Below are 25,728 nucleotides of genomic sequence, written 5' to 3' on the forward strand. Positions count from 1 at the left end.
TACACGAGTAAACTGAAATGAAGCTGAAAAAAACAGGCTAATTTGTGAAGAATATGTGAAAAAAAGCCTTACAAACAAGTTTAACTTGAATGTAAGGCTTTCTGATACCTACTCAAACCATGCAACCGCTCTTATAGGTGAACCGTCACAGTTTTCAATTTTTAAAGGAAAACAACTAAACCAAAATAAATCGTCTCCACACTTCTCAAGATTTGTAAGATTTTCTATATTGATGATATCACAGTTTTCGAAAAGCTTTTTATGTCTTGTAAGATTTTCATCTGCAATGGGATCCAGTCCTATTACATCAAAACCTATTCCCTTATAATTTCCTTTCAAAATATAACCCATCACTTCATTATCAATGCATGGATAATCTCCAAAGTAATCTTCAGTTCCCCATCTCTTGTCCCAGCCAAGATTAAAAAGTAAAAAGTCTGCCCTGTCTATTTTATCACCATACAACTGCAAATTCTTCATAGTAATAGCTTCTCCCTCTTTTAACATTCTGCAATCTATCACTATGGCTTTTCCGATAAACTGATCTATCGGAAATTCGTCTAAAGTCTTCTTACCTTCATAAAGATGTACAGGAGGATCCATATGTGTTCCTGTATGAGTATACATTTGAAGAAAAGTTTCTTTAAAACCATTTTTCTCATATGTGTTTGCAGGAGTGAGCTTTGGTGTATCTGTACCGGGATATACAGGCATGGTTTCATTTATTGTATGTGTTAAATCTATTACTCTCATTTATAAAACTATTTTATCTCCACTTGACAGCTTCTCAATGTTTCGATTGCGGCATTATGTTTTTCAACACTAACTCCCGCACAGCAATTTGAATCAACACTGATTTTCACCTCCGGCAGGAATGCTTTAATTAATAGTGCATTTGATACAACACATATATCGGTGCAAAGTCCTACCAACTCTATTTCAATATCTTCCTTTTTTGATATCTCAAGCATCTTATTTGCCAGATCAACACTTCCGAAACTCGGTTTTTTAAAGATGTTTTCCGGATCAATAAGCTTTGATATATCCGGATGCAACTCCCAACCATTAGTATCTTCTATACAGTGCTCTACCGGAAGATTTTTACCTTCCTGACTTTGAAGATAACTGTACTTATGAGTATCCATAGTCGCAAATACATCTTCTTTTTTGTACTCCTTGATTTTATCTGTTACACCTTTTACAATAGCCTCCGCTTCCTTTGTTCCAAGGCTCCCGTCAATAAAATCATTTTGCATATCTATAACAATCAATACCTTTCTCATATAACCTCCACTGTAATATTTTATTTAAATTCCTAACACAGCTCTTTTGTCTTTCGTATTATAACACATGTCTTTATTGACATTAAACCTAAAAATACAAACCTGTAATAACCATTGTACTATGAGTATCTTGATAAATTGTTGATAAATTGTTAAGATTTTGATATAATTGTCGTCAGTGATACTTCACAATTTTTATTTTTTGGAGGAACGAAAAGTGAGAACATTTTTGACAATACTTATTGTCATACTCGTTATATTACTTGTCGCCTTAGTTGCACTATACTTCTTCGGAAGAAAAATGGAGACAAAACAAGTAGAATCCCAGGCCGCTATGGAAGCTGCCAAACAAACTGTTTCTATGCTTATTATAGATAAAAAGAAACTGAAGATAAAAGAATCAGGTTTGCCGAAAATTGTTTATGAGCAAACCCCATGGTACCTAAAATGGTCTAAAGTGCCTATTGTAAAAGCAAAGGTAGGTCCGAAGATCATGACATTGATGGCAGATGAAAAGGTATTTGCATCTATACCGCTAAAGACGGAAGTAAAAGCGGTAGTAAGCGGTATTTACATCTCAGATATAAAGAGTGTAAAGGGCGGTAAAATCGTAAAAGCCGAGCCTAAGAAAAAAGGCTTTTTTGCAAAACTTTTCAAAAAATAATAAAATGCAGATGTCCCCGCTAATCCTAAGATTAGGGGGACATTTTTTATTTGGTAGTCAAACCGATTTGTATCTTTTCATCCTCAGTAAGTATTCTTCCCGAAAGAATACTGTCTATCTCATTAGCTACCTCTTCTTCATTAAGTATCTTGTACACTGTTGACTCGATATATTGGTTGTTTTTTCCGGCATTGAAATCATAATCGGCATAATAATTTTGATCTACAGCTATCATCTTACCGTCAGAAGAAATATGTCCGTTTACAGCATATTCTTTCAATGTGGAGTTAAGAGCCATCTTGAGTCTTCCTGTTGAAAAATCCACTACATAGCATTTTCTTTCAGTATCATTATTTCTGATCATAAGCAATATATCGGCATTTGCATTATACAAATTGACATCTTTAAGACTCAGAGGTGTTTGACTGCAGGCCTCATCCATTTCCCATGATTTCAGTCCTGTTTTACTGCTCCAGGTAAATGCCGTATTATTTTGTATTCCCTTTGCTCTTATTTCACCTGCACCGTTTTCCACGTATAATACTTCTCCCGGTATATCTTCTATATGTTCACCGGTCTCAAGATTATATATCGAGGAAATTCCCGAATATTTGTTTATAACAAATATCTTTGAATCCTCCGACAATTTTATATTTCCTGAACTTTCCTTTATATCACTGTAGCTTTTTACTTTCTCAAACGAGTCTGTACTATATACATTCAGACCTTCTACAGCGTCAAGTACAAATATCTGCTTTGAATCATTGCTAAATGACAGTATTGAATCCATTGCATTTATATATATATTGTTGATTGTATCATTTTCAATATCATAAATACTTAATGTAGGCTTTTTATCCGGCGTATCCTTATCTATTCCCAAAACAGTATAATATCTTCCGTCATTTGATATCTTTTGATCTTTGAAAGTTGCTGCTATTCCATATGTAATATTATTGTTAAAAGGTATTTTTTTACTCGTTTTACCGTTATCATCCGATATAAATACATCATTCCCGTCAAACAAAAGCATTTTTGAAGAATCATTTGAATTTGACACTATTCTTGCATGTATGGAATCCGAAGAGATTCTTGACTTTAAATCTATTATCTTTATTGTCTGACTGTCATGAGAACTTGCCAATACTTTGCTTCCGTCTTTTAAAAATATATATTCTATCGGCAATATTCCGCCATAATTTAAGTTACTGTCAGTTATAGCTCCATCCTTCCATACAGAATAATTTCCGTTTTCCGAAAATCCGACTACAGTATTTGTATTGCTGTTGTAAGTATAATACTTTAAGTCCTGAATATATATTTTATTAATTGTCTCTCCGGTTTTTCCATCCAGAATATATACAGTATTATTTGATTTTATTGCAATTTTATCGCCATTCTCACTTTCATATATTACCTTGGGATCACTAAAGTTAATAGATATCTCCTGATGAAATAATTCCCTGTTATCATATGTAATTTTTATTAAATCATTCTGGGTATTCAATAAAATACTCTCTCCGTCAGCTGAATAGGCTGCCGTTTTGTACTGTTTATTTTTTATTACTCCCGGTTCCACCGTATTAACTGTAAGACTTGGAATAACTTCTATTATACTTCCGTCTGTGAGACTTCTTCTTGTTATCTGATCGTCACTGTCCGGATTTGTAATTATAATTGCCTCACTTGCGTCACTCTTTATATCGGCATTTTTTATAAGAGAGTCAATTACAAATCCTCCTGTCTGCTTCCAGTCAGCGGTGTCATATAAATAGAAATTGGTAGAGGTATTATTATTAAATGTAATAAGTGTCAGTTTTGAATCATCTTCTGAAAATCTGACAAGCATAGGTACACCCTCGGTTTCTATCTTTGCCCTTTCTTCACCTGTTTCAACATCATATATAATACATGTATTATCAAATGAAAATGATGCCAGATATCTATTGTCATTAGAAAATCTCACCACCTTCACCTGCTGAGTATGACCCGGCAAGATTTTTAATACTTCTCCGTTATCTACACTTGCAATTGCCGTATAATTGTTATCAAATCCGTAAGCTACATATTTTTCATCCTTACTTACATCCATATATGTAAAGATATTTTTAGTAGATATGGAAGTCAATGTTGAAGCTCCGCTGTGATATATCATACTGTTGAATATCGTATCCTCTTCAGCCTTCAAAGTATCATAATATTTCATATCAGGTTTTATAGACTTCATAGCTTCCTTCGCCACTAAAACAGCCTTGATAAAATCTCCCTCTTTTGTAAAGTCCTTAGACCTTTTCATAAGTATGCTTGCATTTGACTGCACCGCCTCCTGTCTGGCAAGTTCCGCCTTTTGATAAGCATTTGCCATAAACAGACCGAATATCAAAAATACCGCTCCTGCAACAGTAGAGACCGTCATAATTCTTTTGCTTTTTCTCTCCTTATCTCTCTGCTTTAGATCTCCGAAGCTGCAGCCGAGAATTGTTGCCATTACTCTGTATTTTTCTGTTTTTAATATGTCTAAAGACTTCTTTGTAAGCTCTTTTAACTTTGCTTTATTGTTATTTTGCAAAGCTTCATAACCCTCAAAATCAGCATTTAATGTCTCATCCGGTCTTATATCTGCCGCCAGTATCTCGCTTACAGATTCCTCACCCTTTAACTCTTTTAACGGCAGAGGAAAAGCTTCACCCGGTTCACCCTCTATAAGTACAGGTATTATCCTCTCCTCACCGTGCAAACTCTTAAATATCTCTATCTCTCTTTGACACCACTCTGAAAGCGGCGTTCTCTTTGAACATATAACAATTAAGTATCTGCTTGTTGCAAGCGCTTCTTCTATTGAAGCACTTAAATCCCTTGCGGCAAGCTCCTCTCTGTCACGAAACACTCTGAATGTAGGCCTTTTACCGTTTTGATAAAATTCCTTAGGTGCTTTAAATGTCTCTATCAATTGGTGAACCTGTTTAGCTATACTTTGATCAGGCTCCACATGCCTATAGCTTATAAAGGCGTCATACTTATAACTTTTTTCTTTATATTCATTTGCCGCCTTTTGCATTTCATCTACATTTTGCCTGTGATTTTGTTCTTTTTCCATTCTCAATCCTCTCTCTGAAATAAAGTAAATACCGATAATAAATCATATTCCGGATGGCAGGTGTCAAACTTTTCACCTATTATGATTTTCCAATCATCTATCAAACATGGATGTGTCTTTAGGTTCTCATCCTTCTTTTCACCATACTTAAAGTTCATAGCATAATAGCTGTTACACCATCTCTTATGTTCAAGCCTTGATAAGAAATCAAGTACAGGAGCATTCTTTAGATATTCACAAAACTTTTTCTTGAACTCTTCATTATCAACTTTTCTGATTTCCTGCAGTGCACTGAATTCTTCAAACTTTAAATTCAGATAAGCTTTTATCTCATCCTCAGATTTATCCGAAAATATCTTTCTTACTATCTCTTCCTTTACCCTGTCATGTGCGGCAGATAATCTTGAAGATGTCTTCTTCACATATGAGAGCTCATTCCATTTCTGTCCATCTCCCATACCTGCTGCCGCTGAAGATATGTTATAGCTGTCATTAAACTGCTTTGCTCTCTTATCAAGTGCCGCCCTTATCATAACATCTTCTGTCATAATCTGCGAAACATCTCCGAAAATTTTTATATTATCATTATTTTTAGGTAATACATAACTTAAATCTATATTTGATACATTTCTTATTATCTTCGGAACACCTTCAAAATACCTGTTTAAAAGCTTCAAATTTTTAAGACTCTTAACTACATCTTCGTTCATCAAAAAAATAAGAGACAGATCCTTTTCGCTTTTTATACTTTTAAGATAATCATACATCATATTTCTTTCAGAGCTGAGACTCATTATCTGTATATCCAAAGAATTATTTAAGCCCTCATTGTCCACCAGGAGCTCTTTCATCTTCCTGTCCGCATCCCTGTCTATGATGCTTACCCTTGTATTTTCCTTTAACGACATGGTCATATCGTTTGAAATAAACTTTAATAATGTAGAAGTCAGCTCATTTATACCTATTATTAAAATATGCATCCTTTTGATATTTTCATCAATCAGCTCAGGAGTCACTGCATCACCTATACCGGAGAGGGCCTCTACATTATTTGATATACTTTTGCTTACACATTTATCCGATATAAGCATTCTTACAGTCAGATCTCTCTCATCAAAATGTACGGTATCTATATTTTTAAGACTCTCTTCTTTTTTTCTTTCCTGAGCTATCATATCTTCTATATATGAGGACACTGTTTTTGACTCACATTTTACATAGCAGGTAATATGTCTTTGAGGTTTTATTCTCTTTATAACATTTGTGTACAGGGCATAATTTTCAAGATCCGCATCGGCACAAAAAAACATATACTTTGCCTTATTTATATTAAGTGCGGCAAAAAGCTCTCTTATCTCATTTCTGTCACTGTTTTCAAACTCCGTCTGATAAACGGCAATTCCCTTTTTCTCATACTTGTTTTTCATATTGTCATCTATGAAATTCTTTGAAATAAGTGATATCTTATATGAACTTTTTTCATCTATAAGATTATTTATCAATGTTTCACCCATAAGAGAGTTCTCAAATACCAAAATATGATTTCTGCTTATCTTATTTACAACTATGTTTTTCATATGTAAAAGAGTATTTGAAATTTTGGTAAATACAAAAGTGGACGTAAGTATCGGTGCAGTCCATTTTGCAATCTCATAGAAAATATTTGTCTTATCACTCGGTGAAATCGGAGGTGCAAATAAAAACAGTTTTATGATACCGTATAATACGGCAGAGATCAGTTGGAAAGGATCGTCTATCTTTGCACTGTAATATTCATACATGCCTTGAAATCCGAAAAGAATTGTCATAACAAGTATGACAAGATATATTTTCTTTTTGTAATAGGTTTTATTTTCTCTCATACTACCACCTTTTTTAGTTGTTAAACCTTATAAAAATGTAAGGCATCGCACTAATTATATCTTATCAGTGCAATGCCTTACAACTATAGTTTATAACAACAAACTTAATGATTTATAAAGTATTCCGGATTATAAAGTTTTTACAAATCTGTCAAAAGCTTCCTGACCTTCACTCGTTCTCTTATAAACACCCGCACATTCCAAAACCTTTACAAAAACTTTGCTGATTTCATCCTGTACAATACCGTGAATATTTTCGGAATTGATATCATATTTATCAATCCAGCCGTCTACCCAGTCCGCATGCTTTTCCAATTCTTCACTGCTTCTTAAATCCTTTTTTGAAAGAATATACTCCTCAAGTAGTGCCATTTCTTTTTTAAGTCTTGCAGGAAGTACCGCAAGTCCCATTACTTCAATAAGACCTATATTCTCCTTCTTGATATGATGAAGATCCGCACTTGGATGATATACACCCCATGGGCTTTCATCAGTTGTGATATTATTTCTAAGTACAAGATCTATCTCATACAAATCTCCATTCATTCTTGCAATCGGTGTAATGATATTATGAGGAGTGCCGTCAGTTTCTGCAAATACAAATGCATCCTTATCGGTATAAGCCCTCCAGCTTGATAAAATATGATCGGAAGCCTCCACAATCCTGTCTATATCCTTACCTTGAAGTCTGATAACGGACATAGGCCATTTTACAATACCGGCTCTAATATCCTCATATCCCGGAATCACAAAATTTCTGTCATACCCCGCCTTTGCCATAGCAAACACATAGCCGCCGCCCTGGAAATGATCATGGCTTAAAATAGAGCCTCCCACTATAGGAAGATCCGCATTTGATCCTGCAGTATAATGCGGAAACAGCTTTACAAACTCTAAAAGCTTTTTAAATACCGCCTTATCTATCTTCATAGGTTTGTGCTGTTTATTAAATATTATACAATGTTCATTGTAATACACATATGGTGAGTACTGTAAAAAATAATCCTCTCCGTCAAGAGAGATAGGAATTAATATAAGATTCTGTCTTGCCGGATGTGAGAAATGTCCTGCATATCCCTCATTTTCCATACAAAGCAAACAGCTTGGATATCCTGATTTCTTTGCCTGTCCGGCTTTGGCTATATCTCTCGGATCCTTTTCAGGCTTTGAAAGATTAATAGTAATATCTATAGGTCCGTACTCCGTTTCGGTAACCCATTTTTCATCCTTTGCAATTCTGTCTGTACGTATATAATTTGTTCTCTTGCTGAATTTATAATAAAAGTCTGTAGCAAGTTTACTGCTTATATGATATATCTCTTTAAACATTCTTCTTACAGTTGAAGGCATAGGAGTAAGCTGTCCCATAATTTTTGTATCAAAAAGATCTGTCATTGTTACGGTATCATCCTCAATAATACCGTTTTCATAGGCAAACTTACACATATCTGAGAGTATATCCACAAGCGCTCTTTCTTCAGTCACCTCTTCTTCTTCAAACTCTATCTGACCGAAAAGATCCAGCAATCGGTTTGTAATATATACTCTGTCATCTTCATCCACAAGATACTCACGCATACCGTAAGCCATAAGTTCATTGATAAGCCTGTTAATCATTTTTTTGCTCCCTAAACCAATTCTTTGTTTTTTCACATGTAACACTCTGCAATTTAATTATCAATCAAGAAATCCACAATTGCAATAGATAAAAATTGCATTACTAACGAAAATTTATTCTTTTTTAATAAAGGGCTGTTGACAAACATTTGCATTTGCAGCAGTCCATATCTTTATTGAAATATTATATTGTAGAACAGATTCAATACTCCCGAAAGAAGCATTACCGATATAGGATTCTTATTATACTTTACAAAAAGTACCAAAGATATACCGAATATAAAAACCATATGTAGCCTGATATCATCTATTTTAAATCCGTTCAATCCGAAGGCTGACTGTAATATCTTTATTCCCGATATTGCAATCAAAACCACCACAGCCGGTCTTAATACGGAAAGTATTGTTTGCAGTATTGTGAGCTTTTTATATTTCATATACATCCATGAAAGAAAAATAAGCAGTACGCTTGACGGAAGTATACAACCGAAAGTGGCAACTATTGCACCCGGTATACCGCCTATTCTGCTACCTACAAAGGTAGCCGAATTTACTGCAATAGGACCCGGTGTCATCTGAGATATGGTGATGAGATCTGTAAACTCCTCAGGTGTAAGCCAATGATATGCATCCACCACTTCACTTTGAATAATAGGCATTGCCGCATAACCTCCACCAAAACTGAAGGCGCCTATTTTTAAAAAACTTATAAACAATTTTAGGTAAATCATTTACTTTTCTCCACATTTTTTGATATAAAGGTCTTTATAATTCCAACCAAAATGCAAATTAATATAATATATATCACGTTAACTTTAAAATAAAAATTCAAAACAAAGGCAGCCAACATTATAAGGATATTAAAAAAGCCTTTCTTTACTACACCTACCCCCATCTGAAAACTTACAGAAGCAATTACCGCACCCACTCCCGATTGCATACCTTCAAGCATAAAAGCAATATATCTGTTTTCTCTAAACAAAATATAAAACATGGATATAATAGAAATTATTAAAAAAGGAGGAATGACAGTGGCGACTATTGCCACAATAACTCCTAAAATTCCTGCAATCTTATATCCGACCACTATGGCTCCGTTTACTGCAATTGCTCCCGGTGCCGACTGTGCAATAGCTACCAAATCAAGCATCTCATCATTTTCTATCCAATGATACTCATCAACAAACTTTTTCTTCATCAAAGTAACTATGACATAGCCGCCACCAAAGGTGAATGCACTCAAATAAAGAGTTGAAATAAAAAGCTTAATGAGAATTTTCCTATTCATATGCTTTTACGATTTCATCTATCTTTTTTAATTCTTCTTCGCTGAATGAAGTATTTTCTACAGATGCAATATTATCAAGTACCTGTGAAGGTTTGGATGCACCTATAAGTACCGATGTAATAACATCATCCTTAAGTACCCATGAAAGTGCCATCTGTGCAAGACTTTGATTTCTCTCTTTTGCGATATCATTTAATTTTCTTATAGCTTCCATTTTCTTCTCCGTAAGATTATTTTCATTTAAAAATCTTCCGTCAGTTGCTACTCTGCTGTCACTTGGTATACCGTTAAGATATCTGTCACTCAAAAGTCCCTGCGCCAAAGGACTGAAAGACATAATGCCCTTCTTTAATTTGCCTGCCATATCTTTTAAGCCGTTATTTTCAATAGTTCTGTCAAAGATTGAATATCTGTTTTGATTTATTATAAAAGGAACTTTAAGCTCATCCAAAATCTTTGCAGCCTGCTCCAAAGTTTCTCCGTCATAGTTTGAAATTCCGACATATAATGCCTTACCGCTGTTTACTATCTGCGCCAAAGCACCACAGGTCTCCTCAAGCGGTGTATTCTTATCCATTCTGTGGTGATAGAATATATCCACATATTCAAGTCCCATTCTCTTTAAACTCTGATCTATACTTGCTATCAAATACTTTCTGCTGCCGAAATCTCCGTAAGGACCGTCCCACATCGTATATCCGGCCTTTGTACTGATAATCATCTCGTCTCTGTACTTTCCGAAATCCTCTTTTAATATAATTCCGAAATTCTTTTCGGCACTTCCGGGTGCCGGACCATAGTTGTTTGCAAGATCAAAATGAGTGATACCGTTGTCAAAAGCTGTAAACAAAATATCCTTCATACTTTCAAGATTGGAATGGTCTCCAAAATTATGCCAGAGTCCAAGAGATACCAACGGCAATTTTAATCCGCTGTTACCACAATAAGCATATTTCATTTTCTCATATCTGTCTTCCTTTGCAAAATACATAAAAACCCCTTTCAAATATCAATTTTCAAATTCCTTGAACATCATTAAAAAAATCATTGTAAGCATTCCTGCCGCAATCAAAATAGCCTTTTCATTAAAAAGCCCTACTGCAAAATATCCTAAAGCGGTACCGGCTATAAATATCAATATACATATATAATAATATAAACCCTTTTCTAAAGAAAATTTGTCACCGGTACTGATTCCACGATAAAGATTCTGTGTTCCGCTCTTTAAATTTCCGGTACACATTGTAGTTGCTATTACAACATCTCTAATTTTAGGGAATGTGGCAAACTGCACTCCCGATACCAAAGATATTATGGAATTGGCAATTTGGTTCATATCCTGCGGCAAAAATGCCACAACTATAAATGCTGCTATTTCAAGCAGTAAAGGAATCTGCCTCCAATGTATCATATCAATTTTTTCTTTTCTACGCTTTATTATTTCAGATATAGCCACTCCTATGGCAAAGGATGTTATAGGTATAATATAATTTACCGATTCTAAAAACTTTCCTTCACATATCTTTATTGTCATCAGTATAATATTACCTGTCTCGGCATTGGCAAAAACCTTTCCACGGTTTATATATGAATAAGCATCCATAAAGCCTCCGGAAAGTGCCAAGAACAACCCGACCGTTATGGACTCTGAAGTCTGCCATCTTTTCATTTTATCCCTCTTAATCTAAAAGAATACCTTTTTATTTTAAACCATTACATCGATAAATTAAAGCAATAAAAAAAGTATAGCCTATATTTTTATATAAACTATACTCTTAAAATTTACTTCAATGATGTAAATGCATCCAAAGCCTTTTGTGCTTTTTCTTCAGAAGTACTGCTCGCTGTAATAATTGCCATGAAGTTTCCCGACTTTATATAAATCTGCTTTCTGTACACGGTATAATCACCGCTTGTATCCGTAGCACTCATTGCTATGGTTTCTCTACCGTTAAACATTGCCTTGGCACTCTCCACACTGACATTTACCATACCTGAAGCTTTGTACTGCTCCTGGAGTTTGGCCACAACATTTTCCAATTCGGTTTCAGTCTCAAAAGGTGTACCCATCTTTTCTATGACAACATTTACATTGCTGACTCCGGTACCGTTCTCACTGGTAGCGTATAAATCCATATATATACTTTCATCCGCTTCTTCCTGTGTCATACCGGCTTGCTTTATAAAAATATCTCTCATCTGAGCGATATTATCTCTGCTTTCCATCTTGTAATTATTTGCAGGCGCATCAAACCTGATATTGAAAACTTCATTTGTATATACTGAATCTTCTTTTCTGCCTCTGTAATATTGTATATCATCTTCGGCATGTGTCTCTTCCTGTATGACTTCAGCCTGTGTGGTAGTCTCCTCTGTAGTGGGTACTTCGGTAGTACTTTCTACTACAGTTGTTTCCGCCTGTGAGGCAGTTGTCTCGGCATTAGTTTTGCCGCTACAGGCAGTCATCATAACCGATAAAAATAATATAGGTATAAAAATATTTTTCTTCATTGTCATCACTCCGTGTAATAAATAATTCCCGAGTATTCTAGAATCCATCTGTGACTAAATTCTGATAAGATATTACAACAATGTGATTAAAATGTAAATATTTTTTTAAACCCTCTTCTCTAATCATTAATAATTAGCCTAATTCTTTTTATATAAAGGCTCTTGTTTCATCATATTACTTGCAAAATCTGCCTGTTTTAAAGTGGCAAAATCCAGATATACCACTTCTCTAAGAAGATCTCTGCAACTCTCATAAACACTCTTATAGTATTTTCTGACATCTTCATCATCTATATCCATTATTATAAGATATGATTTTGTACCTGTCTCATCCACCCTAAGCATCATGTCTATTAATTTTATCTCACTATGAGCATTTCCAAAGGCAATCAATCTCTTTTTTATAGCTGATACTTCTTCATTATCTGAGGGATATACCAAAAGATTTTCCTCTCCGCCTTTTGTAACCTTTTTTTCTATAACTGCCTCTCCAAATTGGCTTTGATACCCCGGTGAATTAACTATACGGTTGATACTTTCCTGATTCATATAAAAAGACTTAGGACCGTAAGGATTAATAATAAATCCACCGTCATTCTTTAAACATCCCAAAATATCCGGGAATCTTACAATGATTGTTTCCTGTTTCCAATTTGCAGGTCCTTTATCCGCCCAATTTTTCAAAGCAGTCCAGTCTGTAAATACCGGAAGTGCAGTTACTCCACCTTCAAGATTTATACCGTAAATATTTATTTTTGTATCTTTTTTTAAAACAGTCTCTCCGCTGCCCTTAAAATCTCCCGACATATGTATGGGCAACAGATAATGTGCACTTACCATCTCACGGAAAAATAGATTTACAAAATCTTCATCCTTATAGTAATTATCATATTCATATAGAAGTCCAAGTATATATGGATTTTCCACCGCCTTATTCACATCGGATTCTATCTGAAATTCTATATTTGTAAGTAAAGCGTATTTAAAATCATCCGACTCGTCTATATGTTCAAACCATATATTTGCATATGAATCTTTTATTACTTCCAAATCATTTCCTGCACCGTCTGTAATCTTTGCAATTTTAAGATGAGATACTTTACCGCTTTTAAAAAGTACGGTTACTTCCTCTTTACTTACCGTACCGTGCACATATCCTTCAAGTACTATACTTCCCGTATCTTTACAGCTCTTTACCAACATGGTAAATCTGTTTTTAACTGTTTCAACCGATTTATTTTCTTTATTATCAATACTTTTTTTAGATGAAAAAGCATCTTTTATTTTATTCCAAAACATATATACTCCAAGTTACTGCGCTTTTGTAAAGGCGTTCAAACAGTCTTTAACAACCTTTTCGTCTTTAGCATTTATAACTATAACTGATACATCCTTTCCCGACTCTAAAAACACCTGTGTATGATACTGTGTAACACCGTTTGCGGTTAACTTTGCATTTATACAAGGAGCATCCTGACCCAAAAATTTTATAGTTGTACTTTCCGCCTTAATATCTCCCGCACCCTCATTATCCTTATTGATTTTCGCTATATTTCCGTCTATATATGCCTTTAAATCCGAGGTTATATTTACAAGTCCGAATAATACAGAGCTGCTGTTTGCAGTGTCATGTGCATACATTTTTAATGTATCATCATGTGTCTTTTTTTGCATATCACTAAGATCCTCGGTACTTACCATCTCCATATTTACAGACTTAGCATCAAACTTTATATTAAACACTTTATTGGTATATATACTGCCGTCATATGTACCGTTCATATCTTCATTGTTTGCGCGCTCAGCAGTGCTTTCTACAGTACTTGCAACAGGACTCTCTGTCTTACTTTCAGCTTTGTTATCGGCCTTGTTACCTCCACAAGCAGTTATGGAAAGAGCAGACAAAACTACAATACCCGCCATTATAAGTTTAATATTCTTCTTCATTTTTCCTCCTTTATAAACACTTACTCTGCCTTTGTAAATGCACCGAGGCAATTATCAATACTCTGTGCATCTTGTGAATTTACTTCTATTACAGCCACATGGTTGTCCGACTGTAAAAATACTTTTGTACGATAATATGTCACACTTCCCGAAGTAAGCTCCGCATGAAGAGACTCTACATCCTCACCCAGAAAGTTTATTGTATAGCTTTCCACTTTAACATTCTCATCACCAAGACCTTTATTTTCCTCTTTTATTGTAGAGATATCTTCATCTATGTACGCCTTTACATCGGTACCGTCATCCAAAACTGTAAAATCCACCCTACTACCCGAATCGCCGCTTTGTGCCTCCATCTTTAATGAATAATCATTGTGGCTTATACTCATAGCATTAATCTCGTCGGCACTTGTTATCTCCATATTTGCAGCTTTTGCATCAAACTTAACATTAAATACACTATTGGTATACACATCCCCGTCAAGCTTACCGTCAAGCTCAGTATTTTTTTTGTCATCCGAAAAAGACATCACCACTATATCCTTATCCGCCTGTGCACTCTCTTTTGCTTTATCTTTACGGGCGCAAGCAGTTATATAAAGTACAGACAGCACTGCAACACCCATAATTATAAGCTTAAAATTTTTCTTCATTTTTCCTCCCGAGTACAAAATATACTTTTTATTTGAGTATATCACCTATTAAAATAAAAATAAATTGTTCAACCAAAAAAGCACACCTTTTTTATCAAGGTATGCCTTTTATTATAAATAATGTTTACTCTGCCTTTGTAAACATATCAAGTCCTTTAGAGCTTTCTTCAGCATTTGTTGTTATTGTCGCAATTGTATATATTCTTCCTCCAACCTCAACAAAAGCCTGAGTTGTATACTGAGTTACTCCACCCATAGTTAAATCTGCAACTATAGCAGGTACATCCTTGTCCATTAATTTTGTTGTAGTACTTTCAATCTTTAAAGCATCCTTTCCTAAGGACTCATTATTTTTCTTTGTTGTCTCAATATACTCATCCATATAGGTCTTTAAATCTGTACCTTCATCCAATATGCCTATCATAGCTATTTTAGTATAATTATTGTTGTAAGCATAAAGTTCCAATTTTCCTTCAGACTGGATTCCCATAGCTTCAAGCTCAGCTTGATCTGCTATTCTCATATCATTGGCTGTGGCATCAAACTTCAAATTCAAAGCCTTATTTGTATAAACATTATCTGCAGTAACTCCTGCCAAATCCTCTGCAGGGATATTGGCTTCACTTGAAGCTTCTGCGCTGCTTTCATCTTTCTTTTCTTCAGTAGTCGCTTCTGCGCTTGTTTCTTTACTTTGTGCTTCAGAAACACTTTCACTTCCCACTGTTGCTTCAGCCTTTTTGTTACCTCCACATGCAGTTACAGCCAATACCGATGCTATAGCCAATACCGCTAATTTAAAACTTCTTCTCATAATGTCCTCCGTTTTATATAACTTTTTTCGTACTGATTATACAAGACAGAACATATAAAAGCTTTAGGATTTGTATTAATTTTTATTTAAGATAATTTAGGTTTAATATGATTTATTCGTATTTCTGAAATAAATCAAGTCCTGCCTGTGCCTCTTTTTCATCCTTTCCGCTTGATACTATAATCATCATGTAATCATCCTTTACTACAAAGAGATATTTCTGACACTGTTTTGCAACTGTTGTATCCACATAAATATCCAAACATGATAATTCCTTACCGAGAAAATATGCATCCGATTTCTTTACCTCTGAACTTTTCAGCTGATCTTTAGGGACTTTACTAAGTTGACTTTCCATTATCTCTTTTTGTGCATCCAAATATTCATCCATAGGCATTAACATATCATTTTTTGCCAAAGAAACACTTATTCTCTTTGTAGTGTCTGTATTATCAATTAAAAACATATCTATAAATGATTTACCATCTTTAATATGCTTATTTACAGCATTTACATCCGATCTTTCTATACCGTCATTACCCATATTTTTTAGTCCTTCATCACTTACAAACTCCAGACCTGTTGTATTGGCATCGAATTTTATATTCATCATTTCATTACTGTAGACATTATCATTTATTTTTCCCGGAATAATTCCATCTGTCTGCACATCACCGGAATCTTCACTGTTTTCTGATGTTTTTGTAAACATTTCAAAAGCTGACTTAGCACTGTATTTATCCGGACCGTAAGAATTTATTACTCCTATATAATCTCCTGCCTCTATATAGGCGGTATATTGATATTTACTATCTTTATCCTTTGTTTCAGTAAATAAACAAGGTACATCCTTTCCGGAAATTTTAACAGTTAATCTTTCTGCCTTAGAATCTTTTTTCAACTGTTTCTCTAAGTATTTGTCTAGTTGTCCTTTGTTTTCTGATATTGAAACTACCAGCTTTTGTGCATTATCTCTCTCCTTACTGACCACCATATCAATAGCAGATCCGCCTTTTTTAATATAATATATCCTATCTTCTTCTGAAATAGGGTCCATAATACTTGTTGCTACTTCATCAAAAACATATCCGTTTGCTTTTGCATCAAATTTTATATCAAACATCTTGTTTGTATATACATCATTATTTATCTCTCCCTTTGAAAATTCTATCTCCGATTTAGTATCGTTTTTAACGGATTCATCAGATTTACTGCTCTTTGCATCACCATCAGTTTCCGTATACTTTTCAAACATTCCCAAATATTTATCAATATCCTCGCTATTATCTCCTCTTACATGAATTTCTATAAAGTATTCACCTAACTGTTTATACAATGTAGAATCGGCATATTCTATACCGTCCTCATTTATAACGATATCCACACTAAGCAGCTTTTCTCCCATAAAATCTCTTATTGTCTTTTTTACTTTAGGATTTTTAAATCTCTCTTTTTGCTCACCTTCTTGTTTTTTAACCTCTTTATCAATATACTTTTCCAAACCGTTTTTCATTTCATGGTTTTTATCCTTATATATCATTACCTCTACATAACTACCGGGGTTTTTATTATCAATGGCTTCCATATCACTTATATAATAGCCCTTATTAAGTCTGTCATGTACAGCATTCATATCTGACCTTTTTACAACTTTGCCGTCAAGCCTGTTGATAAATTCCTCTTCAACTGATACCTCCATATCATTGGCATTTCCGTCAAACTTTAAATTAAGCATTTTGCTTGTGTATACTCCATCAACTACTTCTCCCAAAGAAATATCCTCAGCCTTGAACTCACTGACAGTTTCACCTATTTTTTTATCTTCTTTTACTCTACACCCCGAAAAGCAAAGTGATAAAGTAACAGCCAGCATTCCTAATTTAAAAATTCTCTTCATAGTCTCCTCCAAATATATTTATTCCTCAATTTTACTGATTGCATCAATCATTTGCTTTGCTGATAACTCATCACCGGCAAATGCAGATATCTCAGCAAAATAATTTCCAACTTTTAAATATACAGCTCTTTCATATAAGTCCTGTCCATATATATTTGCGTGTAGACTTATATATGTTCTGGTTTCTCCCAAAAATTCATCCTCACCTTTTTTTATCTCCGGGTATATACCCTTCATGTGATATTTATCCTTTAAGCCTGCCATTTGCCTGTTTATATAACTGTCTAGGTCCTTTAGTGTATCCTCCTTTTTTATAATGACGCTTAATATACTTTTATTTTCAATATCTGCACGCATATCCACAAACTTGTCACCATTTTCCAGAAGTTGCGATACCTCATCAATATCCCACTTTTTTTCATCGGTACTATAAAATCTATTATTTTCTTCTTCCCTACTTTTTATCTTCATGCCAAGTGATTTTTCATCAAATCTGATTCCGAACATCTTGTTTATGTAAATACCGTTGTTTATCTCACCGATAGAAAACTCAAAATTATTATCAACTTCCTCCCCATCATTTATACTCTCTGATGAATCTGTTGTTTCATCACTATCAATCTCAACTTGTTTATCTAATACTTCAAATAATTTAAATCCGTCTTTTGGTGCCAATGAATATTCTCCCCCTGAAGAAATAATGGTTATATATTTTCCTCTTTTTATAAATGCCAACTCTATGGTTGCTGTTCCGTCATAATAAACCTTTTTAAATTCTATACCCGGAACCTCTTCTCCAAATAACTCTATTGTTTTCTTTTTTGAATCAAAGTCTTTTTTCAGTTTATTAAGTTCTTTTTCAAGGAATGTATTCAAATCATATTCGGATTTATAAACAAATATTGAAATAGCTAATTTATTATCAGGTGTAGTAGCATGCATATCTACAAAATAATCACCTTTATTTAAAACCTCTTTTACAGACTCTATATCTGCTCTGTCAGAATCATTATATCCAAACTTCTTTTTAATTTCCTCATCATTTCTAAACCTTAAATTATTAGCTTTACCGTCAACTTTTAAGTTAAGCATCTTATTTGTATATATACCGTTTTCAATTTCACCGACGGTGAACTTTACATTTTCATCTAAATCAAAAATATATTTGGGTTCTACATGCTCTTCATAATCCGGAGCTACAAACATACTCAAAACTTCCTGAATATCCTTGCTGTCTTTGCCCTCAACTTTTATCTCAATAAAATAGTCATCAACTTTCATATATAAAATACTTTCAGCATATTCTATTCTTTCTCCGTTTAAGCGAATATCTATGCTCTGTACTTCTTTATCTAATAATATTCCGGTTGACAATTTCACTTCAGCATTATCATATTCTCCTTCATATTCTTTTTTTTGTTTTTGGAGCTCAGCTTCAATATGTTTTTCCATGCCTTTTTCTTCGGTTTCTCTATATATCTTTATGCTGACATATCTGGATGCACCTGACCTATCCGATGCTTCCATATCATTTATATAATTTCTTTTGTCTTTACCGGCCTTTGTAGAGTCAGTATCCGAGTATACTTCCATACCTTCTATTTCTTTTCTGCCGAGCACATACATATTATGTATTTTACCGTTAAGTTTTAACTGAAACATTTCATTTATATATACATCTTTACGGACTTCTCCAGTATAATCATCTGAATATTCCGTATCTGAGTATTTTAAATCCTGATGTTCTGAATCCAAATTTTCTACATTTTTTAAATTATTTCTACAACCTGAAATCAGTAATATAATTACTGCAATAAACCATATAATTACTAATTTTAAGGTTCGTTTCATAGACTCCACCTCATGTGCAAAATACAAACCGGAACATATAAAAGCTTTAGGATTTGTATTAATTTTTATTTAAGATAATTTAGTTTATTAAATATTATTTTTCAAGTTTTGTAAACATATCTATATATTTACTTGCACCTTCTTCACTGTCCGCATATGATGTTATCTCCGCAACATAATTTCCTACTTTAAGAAATACTATTTTTTGATATGCTGTATTTCCATTATCGGTTGCTCTTACAGTTACATAAGGCATAGTTTCACCTATGAACTCACCACTACCTTTTTGTGTTTCAACCTCCATTCCCATTCTCTCCATACCTTGTTTTATTCCTACTACAGCTCTGTCCGCATAAGTATCGGTATCTTTTATATTTTCTTCCTTTTTTATCATTACACTTACAGAACCTTTTTCACTTACGGCATGCATATCCACAAATTTTTTACCCGTATCAAGATACTCTATTACTGCTTTAATATCAGATTCATTTTTTCCTGTATCATAGAAGTTTTTATTTGCCTCTTCTTTACTTGCAAATATCATATCATTTGACTTTCCGTCAAAATTTAATCCAAACATTTTGTTTGTATAAATATCATTTTCTATCTCACCTATTTGTACTTCTACATCTTCACTTGCAGTTTCTGTACTTTCAGCAGTACTTATTACTTCATTGGAATTGTCCTTTGTTTCCGCATTTTCTAATTCTTCCTGATTATCCAATATTTCAATTGAATCAAAACCTGTCTGTGGAGCGGCTGCGTAAATTCCACCGGAGATAATCACCATTACATATTCTCCTCTTCTTATAAAGGCAAGTTTTTGATATACTTTTGAATCTTTTCCGTTTATTGTGTATCTTATACCTTTAACTTCTTTTCCAAGCACATTTACAGTTGTCTTACTCGCACCTAAACTTGGGTCTAAATCCGATAATTGTTTTTCTAAAAAAGTATCAAGGTCTGAATCAGACTTAAGGATCATCACTGAAACGGCCCTTTTATTTTTTGGTGTAGTCGCATACATATCTACAAAGGCATCACCCTTATCCAATACCTCTTTTACCGAATCAATATCAGATCTGTCTGAATCATTGAATCCGAATTGATTTTTGATTGAATCATCATTTTCAAAATTATACTGATTTTCTTTTCCGTTAACTTTTATATTGAACATCTTATTTGTATATATGCCGTTCTCTACTTTTCCAACAGAGAATTCTTTATAAGTATCTGAATCTACAACATAATTTGATTCAACTTTTTTTGTAGTTTCCACTTTTTGTTCAAAATCTTCACTGTTTTTCTTACCGCAGGCATTCATAGATAACATAGATACAGCCATCAAACCAATAACAGAAATTTTAAATATTCTCTTCATTTTTCCTCCTCATGTGCAAAATACAAACTCCAACAAAAGTTCTCTATTGCTCAAATACATTTTAATGAAATTATATTCTTCATTAAGAAAAAAATATATTATGCACAATAACGAAATTATGTCCTTTATTTTATACAATATTACTTTAACAATTTCTAATTACAGCTTATTGCATAATTTTTAAAACTTTAAACACAAAAAGGGCACACCCTGTTTCCAAGGTATGCCCTATAAGCTTTATTATAAAGTTTTATTACATCATTCCCATTCCGCCGCCTGCAGGCATTGCAGGTGCGTCTTCTTTTATATTGGCTACTGCCGACTCTGTTGTAAGAAGTGTAGATGCAACCGAGTTTGCATTCTGAAGTGCAGATCTTGTAACCTTTGCAGGGTCCAAGATACCTGCCTTAACCATATCAACATACTCTTCTCTGAAAGCATCAAATCCTACACCTTCGCTTGACTCTCTTACCTTGTTTACAACAACGCTTCCTTCAAGTCCGGCATTCTCAACTATTCTGAAAAGCGGTGCCTCAAGTGCCTTAAGTATAATCTTTGCACCTGTTCTCTCATCACCTTCAAGGGTAGCCACAAGCTTCTCAACTTCTTTACTTGCATGGATATAAGCTGAACCGCCTCCTGCAATGATACCTTCCTCAACAGCCGCTCTTGTAGCATTGAGTGCATCTTCCATACGAAGTTTTGCTTCCTTCATCTCAGTCTCTGTAGCCGCACCGACTCTGATAACCGCTACACCACCTGAAAGCTTAGCAAGTCTTTCCTGTAATTTCTCTTTATCAAACTCGGATGTAGTTTCTGACAGCTGTGCTTTAATTTGAGCGACTCTGTTGTCAATATCAGCCTTTGAACCCTGTCCGTCAACGATAACGGTATTCTCTTTTTGAACCTTAACACTCTTTGCACGTCCAAGGCTTGCAAGTGTAGCATCCTTAAGCTCAAGTCCCAGTTCCTCGCTGATTACTGTACCGCCTGTAAGAACAGCGATATCCTTTAACATATCTTTTCTTCTGTCACCATATCCCGGAGCCTTTACAGCTACAACATTGAATGTTCCTCTAAGCTTATTTACTATAAGTGTTGTAAGAGCTTCACCCTCTACATCCTCAGCTATAATAAGAAGCTTCTGTCCTGATTTAACAAGCTCCTCAAGTACAGGTAAGATATCCTGAATATTTGAAATCTTCTTATCTGTAATAAGTATATACGGATCATCAAGATTTGCTTCCATCTTCTCCATATCTGTACACATATATGCAGAAACATAACCTCTGTCAAACTGCATACCCTCTACCAAGTCAAGCTCTGTCTTCATAGTCTTTGACTCTTCAATAGTGATAACACCCTCGTTTGTTACCTTCTCCATAGCATCTGCTACAAGGCTTCCAACCTCATCATCACTTGCAGATATAGCTGCAACTCTTGCAATCTGGTCTTTTCCCTTTATAGGCTCACTCATCTTTGCAATAGCCTCTACTGCTGCATCTGTAGCCTTCTTCATTCCCTTACGTAAAATTATAGGATTTGCACCTGCCGCAAGGTTTTTCATTCCCTCATTTATCATTGCCTGTGCAAGAACTGTAGCTGTTGTTGTACCATCACCTGCCACATCATTTGTCTTTGTAGCAACTTCCTTTACAAGCTGCGCACCCATGTTCTCAAACGCATCTTCAAGCTCAACTTCCTTTGCAATAGTAACACCGTCATTTGTGATAAGTGGTGTACCGAATGACTTATCAAGTACAACATTTCTTCCCTTAGGTCCCAATGTAACTCTTACTGTATCAGCCAGCTTGTTTACACCGGCTTCCAATGCTTTTCTGGCTTCAACGCCATATTTAATATCCTTAGCCATATTTACCTCCGTCTAAACTATATAAAATTATTATTCAATTACTGCCAAAATATCATTCTGCTTTACAACGATATATTCTTCCTTGTCAAGCTCCACCTCTGTACCTGCATACTTGGAATAAATAACCTTGTCGCCAACCTTGACCTGCATCTTTATTTCTTTTCCGTCTACAACTCCTCCCGGACCTACTGCAACAACCTCTGCCTGTGAAGGCTTCTCCTTTGCCTGTCCCGGAAGTACAATACCTGATGCTGTTGTCTCTTCAGCAACCAATTGCTTTAAAACTACTCTATCGAATAAAGGTACTAACTTCATTTTGTATTCCTCCTAAATGTTTATAAACTTAACTATGAAGTTTTATACCACTTTTTATTAGCAGTGTCAAGGTTTGAGTGCTAATATTCTTAATAAATTAAAAATCAGCCTCAACTTTAACAGTTTATGGCTGATTTCTTTTATTTCTTATTTTAAAAACTTATCATATATTCCAAATACGAATATAAATAATACTATTATCGGCAATATAAATGTAAGGTAAAATCTCATCCAGTTCTTCATCTTAAGACCTTCACCCTTATTGCACTCCTTTAGATAATTATCCCATCCCCAGCCGTATCTGCTTACACAAAAAAGTAGATATACCAAGGAACCGAGCGGCAAAATAATATTACTTACAAGGAAATCCTCAAGATCAAGTATTGTTCCTCCAAAAGGCTTTAGCCAATCAAATGCCCATGCACCAAAACCTAATACACATGGTAATGAAAGTACTATTATTAATATCAAATTAAAAAGACTTACCTGTTTTCTTGACTTCTTTGTAAGGTCCATACCGCATGAAACTATATTTTCAAATACCGCAAGTACTGTAGAGAATGCGGCAAATGACATAAATATAAAGAAGAAACTCCCCCATAGTCTTCCAAGAGGCATCTTATTAAAGATATTCGGCAAGGTGATAAATATAAGTGCAGAGCCTGATGTCTGATCCACACCATATGTAAATGTAGCCGGGAAGATAATAAGTCCTGAAACTATAGCTACGAAAGTATCAAGTATAACTATTGTAACAGACTCTCCAAGCATACTTCTGTCATTACTTATATAACTTCCGAATATAAGCATTGCACCTATTCCAAGGCTTAATGTAAAAAATGCCTGATTCATAGCACCGGTTATAACATTACCTATACCTGTTTCTTCTATTCTGCTTATGTTCGGTACAAGATAATATTTAAGTCCTTCTGCAGCACCTTTTAAGAAGAATGAATTTATTGCAAGTATAATCATTACCACAAGCAGTGTAACCATAACTATTTTTGTAATATTCTCAAGTCCCGCTTCAAGTCCTCTTGATACTATAAACATACCTGCAACTACTACCACCACCATCCAAAAGATCATGATGGAAGGCTGTGAAAGCATTGTATTAAATACATTTAAAACTCCGTCCGAATCCAGACCTTCAAATCTGCCTGTTATAGTCAGGTAAAAATAATGAAGCATCCATCCTGTTACAGTGGTATAAAACATCATCAAAAGATAATTACCTATAAATGCCACTATTCCATGTATATGCCATTTGCTTCCTGCAGGTTCCAACTTTTGGTATGCAAGCACCGGACTCTTTCTTGCAGCTCTTCCTATTGAAAACTCCATAGTCATTATAGGCAATCCCAGCATAACCAAAAATAACAAGTACAACAGTACAAATGCACCGCCGCCACCTTTTCCTGTCATATATGGAAACTTCCATACATTACCGATACCTATCGCACATCCGGCTGAAATGAGTATAAACCCGAGCCTGGACTTTAACCTTTCTCTCTCCAAAATATCCTCCTACTTAAATCCTTGATATTTTTGAGGATTGCAAGAACATTGTGTAAAGCAATCCGACATAAAGGTAAAACACTTTACCTAAATGACTTGATAAACTGTAGTCAATCAAATGCAAAACATTATAACACAATTAATTAAAAATTTCTATCTTATACCTTAAGTATATCCTTTATATTATTGTATTATTCAAAAATTAATTAATCATATTTTGACAGATCATACCCCAAGAATTATTTCTATTTTGATATTTAATCTTATATTAAATTTATAAATAATCTTTAACTTAAGGTATTGACTATTACATTGCGTCATAGTTTATACTTATCCTTGTTAGGAGGTTTTCAAATGTTTTTAATTAAAAAGGTTAGTGAAATAAGCGGTGTATCGGTGCGCACTTTATACCATTATGATGAAATAGGTTTGCTTTCACCTAAAAAAAGTGAAAACGGGTACAGATATTATTCCGAGGATGATATGTCTTTTTTGCAAATGATATTGTTTTATAAATATCTGGGATTTCCTTTAAAACAGATAAAGGATTTATTAAAACAGGAAGATCCGGAAATACTCCATCATCTAAAGAAACAACTCGTTTTGATGCAGAAAGAAAAGCAAAAACTCTTAACACTTATTGATACATTGGAAAAGACTATTGAATCAAGAGAAAGGAAAATTACTATGTCAATAAAAGAAAAATTCAAAGGTTTTACATATCAGGATAATGAAAAGTATAAACAAAAAGCAATAGACCTTTATGGAAAGGAAGTTATTGAGGAAGCCGTTAAAAAGCAAAAAGGAAGAGAACAGGAAATTGCCGACGGTTTTAATAATATCTTTTTTGCAATATCGGATAATATGTCAAAGGGACTTAAGGCTACATCAAAAGAAAATACCGAACTGGCAAAAAAGCTTCATAAACATATTTGTGAATACTCTTTTGACTGTAGTGCGGATGTGTTTTCAAGCATAGGCTATGGATATGTTAAAAATCCGGAATTTAAAAATAATATGGACAAATTCGGAGAAGGTATGGCACAGTATCTGTGTGATGCGATTCAACAGTATGTAAAAGAGATTTAATTGATAAATCTTTTTAATATATTTTCACCTCTAAGTATCGTTTTATTGTACTTAGAGGTGAAAATTAAGTA

22 protein-coding genes are annotated in these 25,728 nt (G+C 34.3%); 2 read left to right on the top strand and 20 right to left on the bottom strand.

The window, feature by feature from the left end; genetic code table 11:
• Window positions 1–108: 108 nt before the first annotated feature.
• The gene (locus SBH76_RS10000) at window positions 109–753 is read right to left on the bottom strand and encodes a cyclase family protein (protein WP_317977703.1); all 645 of its coding nucleotides are present in this window, start codon (window positions 751–753) and stop codon (window positions 109–111) included.
• An 8-nt stretch (window positions 754–761) separates the two neighbouring features.
• Entirely contained in the window at window positions 762–1,283 is a 522-nt protein-coding gene (locus SBH76_RS10005) for a cysteine hydrolase family protein (RefSeq protein ID WP_317977704.1), read from the bottom strand.
• Window positions 1,284–1,500: 217 nt separating this feature from the next.
• Here SBH76_RS10005 and SBH76_RS10010 point away from each other — a divergent pair, with 217 nt between their 5' ends.
• Window positions 1,501–1,947: a hypothetical protein gene (locus tag SBH76_RS10010; protein WP_007595028.1), complete on the top strand. Its 447-nt coding sequence runs from the start codon at window positions 1,501–1,503 to the stop codon at window positions 1,945–1,947.
• Between the two features lie 46 nt (window positions 1,948–1,993).
• Here SBH76_RS10010 and SBH76_RS10015 read toward each other — a convergent pair whose 3' ends face one another.
• The 18 genes from SBH76_RS10015 to SBH76_RS10100 all read right to left on the bottom strand — a co-directional run bounded on the left by SBH76_RS10015 (window position 1,994) and on the right by SBH76_RS10100 (window position 24,568).
• Window positions 1,994–5,044 (bottom strand): TIR domain-containing protein, encoded by a 3,051-nt coding sequence (locus SBH76_RS10015; RefSeq protein ID WP_317977705.1) that lies wholly within the window; start codon window positions 5,042–5,044, stop codon window positions 1,994–1,996.
• 2 nt (window positions 5,045–5,046) lie between these two features.
• Window positions 5,047–6,906: a hypothetical protein gene (locus SBH76_RS10020; RefSeq protein WP_317977706.1), complete on the bottom strand. Its 1,860-nt coding sequence runs from the start codon at window positions 6,904–6,906 to the stop codon at window positions 5,047–5,049.
• Between the two features lie 129 nt (window positions 6,907–7,035).
• Window positions 7,036–8,523, bottom strand: a complete 1,488-nt coding sequence (locus tag SBH76_RS10025) for a UDP-glucose--hexose-1-phosphate uridylyltransferase (protein ID WP_317977707.1) — start codon at window positions 8,521–8,523, stop codon at window positions 7,036–7,038.
• Between the two features lie 173 nt (window positions 8,524–8,696).
• Window positions 8,697–9,254 carry a chromate transporter gene (locus SBH76_RS10030; protein WP_317977708.1) on the bottom strand — a complete coding sequence of 186 codons (558 nt, stop codon included), beginning with the start codon at window positions 9,252–9,254 and terminating at the stop codon, window positions 8,697–8,699.
• Window positions 9,251–9,811, bottom strand: a complete 561-nt coding sequence (locus tag SBH76_RS10035) for a chromate transporter (protein ID WP_007595018.1) — start codon at window positions 9,809–9,811, stop codon at window positions 9,251–9,253. Before SBH76_RS10035 ends, SBH76_RS10030 begins: the two co-directional genes overlap by 4 nt.
• Window positions 9,804–10,802, bottom strand: coding sequence for an L-glyceraldehyde 3-phosphate reductase (gene mgrA / locus SBH76_RS10040; RefSeq protein WP_317977709.1), 999 nt, complete (start codon window positions 10,800–10,802; stop codon window positions 9,804–9,806). The genes SBH76_RS10035 and mgrA overlap by 8 nt, the downstream gene beginning before the upstream one ends.
• 18 nt (window positions 10,803–10,820) lie before the next feature.
• On the bottom strand, window positions 10,821–11,480 hold the full coding sequence (locus tag SBH76_RS10045) for a YoaK family protein (protein WP_317977710.1): 660 nt from the start codon (window positions 11,478–11,480) through the stop codon (window positions 10,821–10,823).
• 113 nt (window positions 11,481–11,593) lie between these two features.
• Window positions 11,594–12,322: a hypothetical protein gene (locus SBH76_RS10050; RefSeq protein WP_317977711.1), complete on the bottom strand. Its 729-nt coding sequence runs from the start codon at window positions 12,320–12,322 to the stop codon at window positions 11,594–11,596.
• A 138-nt stretch (window positions 12,323–12,460) separates the two neighbouring features.
• Window positions 12,461–13,621, bottom strand: coding sequence for an SseB family protein (locus tag SBH76_RS10055; protein ID WP_317977712.1), 1,161 nt, complete (start codon window positions 13,619–13,621; stop codon window positions 12,461–12,463).
• Between the two features lie 12 nt (window positions 13,622–13,633).
• On the bottom strand, window positions 13,634–14,269 hold the full coding sequence (locus SBH76_RS10060; RefSeq protein WP_034211266.1) for a hypothetical protein: 636 nt from the start codon (window positions 14,267–14,269) through the stop codon (window positions 13,634–13,636).
• Window positions 14,270–14,289: 20 nt separating this feature from the next.
• On the bottom strand, window positions 14,290–14,922 hold the full coding sequence (locus SBH76_RS10065; RefSeq protein ID WP_317977713.1) for a hypothetical protein: 633 nt from the start codon (window positions 14,920–14,922) through the stop codon (window positions 14,290–14,292).
• A 124-nt stretch (window positions 14,923–15,046) separates the two neighbouring features.
• Complete coding sequence (locus SBH76_RS10070) at window positions 15,047–15,733, bottom strand: hypothetical protein (RefSeq protein WP_317977714.1); 687 nt, start codon at window positions 15,731–15,733, stop codon at window positions 15,047–15,049.
• Between the two features lie 112 nt (window positions 15,734–15,845).
• On the bottom strand, window positions 15,846–17,630 hold the full coding sequence (locus SBH76_RS10075) for a hypothetical protein (RefSeq protein ID WP_317977715.1): 1,785 nt from the start codon (window positions 17,628–17,630) through the stop codon (window positions 15,846–15,848).
• An 18-nt stretch (window positions 17,631–17,648) separates the two neighbouring features.
• Window positions 17,649–19,481 (bottom strand): hypothetical protein, encoded by a 1,833-nt coding sequence (locus tag SBH76_RS10080; RefSeq protein ID WP_317977716.1) that lies wholly within the window; start codon window positions 19,479–19,481, stop codon window positions 17,649–17,651.
• A gap of 94 nt (window positions 19,482–19,575) precedes the next feature.
• Window positions 19,576–20,862 carry a hypothetical protein gene (locus SBH76_RS10085; RefSeq protein ID WP_317977717.1) on the bottom strand — a complete coding sequence of 429 codons (1,287 nt, stop codon included), beginning with the start codon at window positions 20,860–20,862 and terminating at the stop codon, window positions 19,576–19,578.
• Between the two features lie 253 nt (window positions 20,863–21,115).
• Complete coding sequence (groL, locus tag SBH76_RS10090; protein WP_007594998.1) at window positions 21,116–22,735, bottom strand: chaperonin GroEL; 1,620 nt, start codon at window positions 22,733–22,735, stop codon at window positions 21,116–21,118.
• A 30-nt stretch (window positions 22,736–22,765) separates the two neighbouring features.
• Complete coding sequence (locus tag SBH76_RS10095) at window positions 22,766–23,050, bottom strand: co-chaperone GroES (RefSeq protein WP_007594995.1); 285 nt, start codon at window positions 23,048–23,050, stop codon at window positions 22,766–22,768.
• Between the two features lie 147 nt (window positions 23,051–23,197).
• Window positions 23,198–24,568 (bottom strand): sodium-dependent transporter, encoded by a 1,371-nt coding sequence (locus tag SBH76_RS10100; RefSeq protein WP_317977718.1) that lies wholly within the window; start codon window positions 24,566–24,568, stop codon window positions 23,198–23,200.
• 354 nt (window positions 24,569–24,922) lie between these two features.
• Here SBH76_RS10100 and SBH76_RS10105 point away from each other — a divergent pair, with 354 nt between their 5' ends.
• The gene (locus tag SBH76_RS10105; protein ID WP_317977719.1) at window positions 24,923–25,657 is read left to right on the top strand and encodes a MerR family transcriptional regulator; all 735 of its coding nucleotides are present in this window, start codon (window positions 24,923–24,925) and stop codon (window positions 25,655–25,657) included.
• Window positions 25,658–25,728 lie beyond the last annotated feature (71 nt).

Origin of the sequence: Lachnoanaerobaculum sanguinis (assembly GCF_033242365.1) — a bacterium.
In the GTDB taxonomy this organism is placed as follows: domain Bacteria; phylum Bacillota; class Clostridia; order Lachnospirales; family Lachnospiraceae; genus Lachnoanaerobaculum; species Lachnoanaerobaculum sanguinis.